We start from the raw sequence: 5394 nt of genomic DNA, 5'->3' as shown, positions 1-5394 counted from the left end.
GGCAAACGACGAAGCGGCATCGGCAACAACGTTTCGCTTCGGTGAAACGGCCTTGAAAAAAGGTGTTGACGAAGCAGATAAGCCGGTCTACAATGGGCGGCTCGCAACGACGGAAACGTCGGGGCAAACGGAAGAAGGCGCTGAGGCCGATTCCAAAGTTCTTTGACAGTATGCGCAGGTATCTTGTGAAGGCGCCTGCAGGAAGGATGTATGTCCATCTTGCAGACGTTTGATCAAGCAACATATCAATTGTTTTAAAGCAAGCGAAACGTTGCCAGCGGTCAAGCATCTGCAGCTTTAAATTTTTAGTCYTCGGACTATGCGTTTTTAAGTGAAGAGTTTGATCCTGGCTCAGAGTGAACGCTGGCGGTAGGCCTAACACATGCAAGTCGAACGGCAGCACAGTAAGAGCTTGCTCTTATGGGTGGCGAGTGGCGGACGGGTGAGGAATACATCGGAATCTACCTTTTCGTGGGGGATAACGTAGGGAAACTTACGCTAATACCGCATACGACCTTCGGGTGAAAGCAGGGGACCTTCGGGCCTTGCGCGGATAGATGAGCCGATGTCGGATTAGCTAGTTGGCGGGGTAAAGGCCCACCAAGGCGACGATCCGTAGCTGGTCTGAGAGGATGATCAGCCACACTGGAACTGAGACACGGTCCAGACTCCTACGGGAGGCAGCAGTGGGGAATATTGGACAATGGGCGCAAGCCTGATCCAGCCATACCGCGTGGGTGAAGAAGGCCTTCGGGTTGTAAAGCCCTTTTGTTGGGAAAGAAAAGCAGTCGATTAATACTCGGTTGTTCTGACGGTACCCAAAGAATAAGCACCGGCTAACTTCGTGCCAGCAGCCGCGGTAATACGAAGGGTGCAAGCGTTACTCGGAATTACTGGGCGTAAAGCGTGCGTAGGTGGTTGTTTAAGTCTGTTGTGAAAGCCCTGGGCTCAACCTGGGAATTGCAGTGGATACTGGGCGACTAGAGTGTGGTAGAGGGTAGTGGAATTCCCGGTGTAGCAGTGAAATGCGTAGAGATCGGGAGGAACATCCATGGCGAAGGCAGCTACCTGGACCAACACTGACACTGAGGCACGAAAGCGTGGGGAGCAAACAGGATTAGATACCCTGGTAGTCCACGCCCTAAACGATGCGAACTGGATGTTGGGTGCAATTTGGCACGCAGTATCGAAGCTAACGCGTTAAGTTCGCCGCCTGGGGAGTACGGTCGCAAGACTGAAACTCAAAGGAATTGACGGGGGCCCGCACAAGCGGTGGAGTATGTGGTTTAATTCGATGCAACGCGAAGAACCTTACCTGGTCTTGACATGTCGAGAACTTTCCAGAGATGGATTGGTGCCTTCGGGAACTCGAACACAGGTGCTGCATGGCTGTCGTCAGCTCGTGTCGTGAGATGTTGGGTTAAGTCCCGCAACGAGCGCAACCCTTGTCCTTAGTTGCCAGCACGTAATGGTGGGAACTCTAAGGAGACCGCCGGTGACAAACCGGAGGAAGGTGGGGATGACGTCAAGTCATCATGGCCCTTACGACCAGGGCTACACACGTACTACAATGGTAGGGACAGAGGGCTGCAAACCCGCGAGGGCAAGCCAATCCCAGAAACCCTATCTCAGTCCGGATTGGAGTCTGCAACTCGACTCCATGAAGTCGGAATCGCTAGTAATCGCAGATCAGCATTGCTGCGGTGAATACGTTCCCGGGCCTTGTACACACCGCCCGTCACACCATGGGAGTTTGTTGCACCAGAAGCAGGTAGCTTAACCTTCGGGAGGGCGCTTGCCACGGTGTGGCCGATGACTGGGGTGAAGTCGTAACAAGGTAGCCGTATCGGAAGGTGCGGCTGGATCACCTCCTTTTGAGCAAAGACAGCATCGTCCTGTCGGGCGTCTTCACAAGTAACCTGCATTCAGAGTTTCACGTCGGCCTGGCCGRCGTGGATAGTCCCGTATATGGGGCCTTAGCTCAGCTGGGAGAGCACCTGCTTTGCAAGCAGGGGGTCGTCGGTTCGATCCCGACAGGCTCCACCACACGTYRCRYGTTTATCGRYGYRWWCGGCAATGAGCTRAACGGACATTGGGTCTGTAGCTCAGGTGGTTAGAGCGCACCCCTGATAAGGGTGAGGTCGGTAGTTCGAGTCTACCCAGACCCACCACTCTGAATGACTAGCGCATACAAAGAATTTATTACGCATCGGCATTGTGGCCGGTACGTGTTCTTTTAAAACTTGTGACGTAGCGAGCGTTTTGAGATTCTATCTTAGACGTGTCGTGAGGCTAAGGCGGAAGACTTAAATGTCTTCTTATTAATTGAGTCGTTATATTTCGTATCTGGGCTTTGTACCCCCAGGTCATATATGTAACCCAAGGCAACTTGCGGTTATATGGTCAAGCGAATAAGCGCACACGGTGGATGCCTTGGCGGTCAGAGGCGATGAAGGACGTGGCAGCCTGCGAAAAGTATCGGGGAGCTGGCAACAAGCTTTGATCCGGTAATGTCCGAATGGGGAAACCCACCCGCTTGCGGGTATCCTGCAGTGAATACATAGCTGCTGGAAGCGAACCTGGTGAACTGAAATATCTAAGTAACCAGAGGAAAAGAAATCAACCGAGATTCCCTGAGTAGCGACGAGCGAACGGGGACTAGCCCTTAAGCTGGAATGGTTCTAGAAAAACAGCCTGGAACGGCTGGCCATAGAAGGTGATAGCCCTGTATTTAAAAGGGCCACTCCAGTGAAGACGAGTAGGGCGGGGCACGTGAAACCCTGTCTGAACATGGGGGGACCATCCTCCAAGGCTAAATACTACTGACCGACCGATAGTGAACCAGTACCGTGAGGGAAAGGCGAAAAGAACCCCGGAGAGGGGAGTGAAATAGATCCTGAAACCGTGTGCGTACAAGCAGTAGGAGCTCGAAAGAGTGACTGCGTACCTTTTGTATAATGGGTCAGCGACTTACTGTTCGTGGCAAGCTTAACCGTATAGGGGAGGCGAAGGGAAACCGAGTCTGATAAGGGCGCATAGTCGCGGGCAGTAGACCCGAAACCGGGTGATCTAGTCATGGCCAGGGTGAAGGTGCCGTAACAGGTACTGGAGGCCCGAACCCACGTCTGTTGCAAAAGACGGGGATGAGCTGTGATTAGGAGTGAAAAGCTAATCGAACCCGGAGATAGCTGGTTCTCCTCGAAAGCTATTTAGGTAGCGCCTCATATGTATCCTCTCGGGGGTAGAGCACTGTTATGGCTAGGGGGTCATCGCGACTTACCAAACCATTGCAAACTCCGAATACCGAGACGGACTGTATGGGAGACACACGGCGGGTGCTAACGTCCGTCGTGAAAAGGGAAACAACCCAGACCCACAGCTAAGGTCCCAAATTCACTGCTAAGTGGAAAACCATGTGGAAAGGCACAGACAGCCAGGAGGTTGGCTTAGAAGCAGCCACCCTTTAAAGAAAGCGTAATAGCTCACTGGTCGAGTCGGTCTGCGGGGAAGATTTAACGGGGCTAAGCAGTGAACCGAAGCTTGGGGTGTGCATATTTATATGTACGCGGTAGAGGAGCGTTCCGTAAGCCGTTGAAGGTGGATTGAGAAGTCTGCTGGAGGTATCGGAAGTGCGAATGCTGACATGAGTAACGATAATGCGGGTGAAAAACCCGCACGCCGAAAGCCCAAGGTTTCCTTGCGCAACGTTAATCGGCGCAGGGTGAGTCGGCCCCTAAGGCGAGGACGAAAGTCGTAGTCGATGGGAAGCAGGTTAATATTCCTGCACCTCGCGTAAGTGCGATGGAGGGACGGAGAAGGTTAGGTGTACCCGGCGTTGGTTGTCCGGGGGAAAGGAGGTAGGTTTGAATCTTTGGCAAATCCGGGATTCTTCAAGACCGAGCACCGAGACGAGCCTTTAAGGCGAAGTCACTGATACCACGCTTCCAGGAAAAGCTCCTAAGCTTCAGCTTACGCAGACCGTACCGTAAACCGACACAGGTGGGTAGGATGAGAATTCTCAGGCGCTTGAGAGAACTCGGGTGAAGGAACTAGGCAACATGGCACCGTAACTTCGGGAGAAGGTGCGCCCTTTTTGGTGGCTCATGCGAGCTATAGCTGAAGAGGGCCGCAGAAACCAGGCCGCTGCGACTGTTTATCAAAAACACAGCACTCTGCAAACACGAAAGTGGACGTATAGGGTGTGACGCCTGCCCGGTGCTGGAAGGTTAATTGATGGGGTCAGCCGCAAGGCGAAGCTCTTGATCGAAGCCCCAGTAAACGGCGGCCGTAACTATAACGGTCCTAAGGTAGCGAAATTCCTTGTCGGGTAAGTTCCGACCTGCACGAATGGCGTAACGACAGCGGCGCTGTCTCCACCCGAGACTCAGTGAAATTGAAATCGCTGTGAAGATGCAGCGTTCCCGTGGCAAGACGGAAAGACCCCGTGAACCTTTACTATAGCTTTACACTGAACGTTGAGTTCGTCTGTGTAGGATAGGTGGGAGGCTATGAAACTGTGGCGCTAGCTGCAGTGGAGCCATCCTTGAAATACCACCCTGTCGTGCTTGACGTTCTAACCTGGGTCCATAATCTGGATCGGGGACCGTGTATGGTGGGTAGTTTGACTGGGGCGGTCTCCTCCTAAAGAGTAACGGAGGAGCTCGAAGGTACGCTCAGCGCGGTCGGACATCGCGCACTGTGTGCAAAGGCATAAGCGTGCTTGACTGCAAGATCGACGGATCAAGCAGGTAGGAAACTAGGACTTAGTGATCCGGTGGTTCTGTATGGAAGGGCCATCGCTCAACGGATAAAAGGTACTCCGGGGATAACAGGCTGATACCGCCCAAGAGTTCATATCGACGGCGGTGTTTGGCACCTCGATGTCGGCTCATCACATCCTGGGGCTGTAGTCGGTCCCAAGGGTATGGCTGTTCGCCATTTAAAGTGGTACGCGAGCTGGGTTCAGAACGTCGTGAGACAGTTCGGTCCCTATCTGCCATGGGCGTTGGAGATTTGAGAGGGGCTGCTCCTAGTACGAGAGGACCGGAGTGGACGAACCTCTGGTGTTCCGGTTGTCACGCCAGTGGCATTGCCGGGTAGCTATGTTCGGAAGCGATAACCGCTGAAAGCATCTAAGCGGGAAGCGCGCCTCAAGATGAGATCTCCCGGGGCACAAGCCCCCTGAAGGAACCATATAGACTATGTGGTTGATAGGTCAGGTGTGTAAGTACAGCAATGTATTGAGCTAACTGATACTAATGATCCGTGTGGCTTGACCATATAACCTCAAGTTGCCTTGGCCGACATGACATGTCGATAGATCCCAAGTGCACGCTACGTCACAAGACCAAACGAGAGGCAGGCGCTCAGGCGCGTCTCTTTGTAAAGCCGGCA

General features: G+C 53.3%; 2 tRNA genes and 2 rRNA genes. All 4 read left to right on the top strand.

The features are described from left to right. The first annotated feature begins 328 nt into the window (after positions 1-328). The 4 genes from AC1DCJ_RS20245 to AC1DCJ_RS20230 all read left to right on the top strand — a co-directional run bounded on the left by AC1DCJ_RS20245 (position 329) and on the right by AC1DCJ_RS20230 (position 5280). Positions 329-1875 (top strand): 16S ribosomal RNA (locus tag AC1DCJ_RS20245). 95 nt (positions 1876-1970) lie between these two features. Continuing rightward, a tRNA-Ala gene (locus tag AC1DCJ_RS20240) sits at positions 1971-2046 on the top strand. A gap of 48 nt (positions 2047-2094) precedes the next feature. After that, a tRNA-Ile gene (locus AC1DCJ_RS20235) sits at positions 2095-2171 on the top strand. Positions 2172-2401: 230 nt separating this feature from the next. Next, a 23S ribosomal RNA gene (locus AC1DCJ_RS20230) occupies positions 2402-5280 on the top strand. The 16S and 23S rRNA genes sit together here with 2 tRNA genes alongside, the layout of an rRNA operon. The last annotated feature ends 114 nt before the right edge of the window (positions 5281-5394 follow it).

The sequence above is a fragment of the Stenotrophomonas sp. 10N36 genome (genome assembly GCF_056395005.1).
The sequence above is the reverse complement of the archived record's forward strand: the minus strand, read 5'-3'. Positions and strand labels throughout refer to the sequence as shown.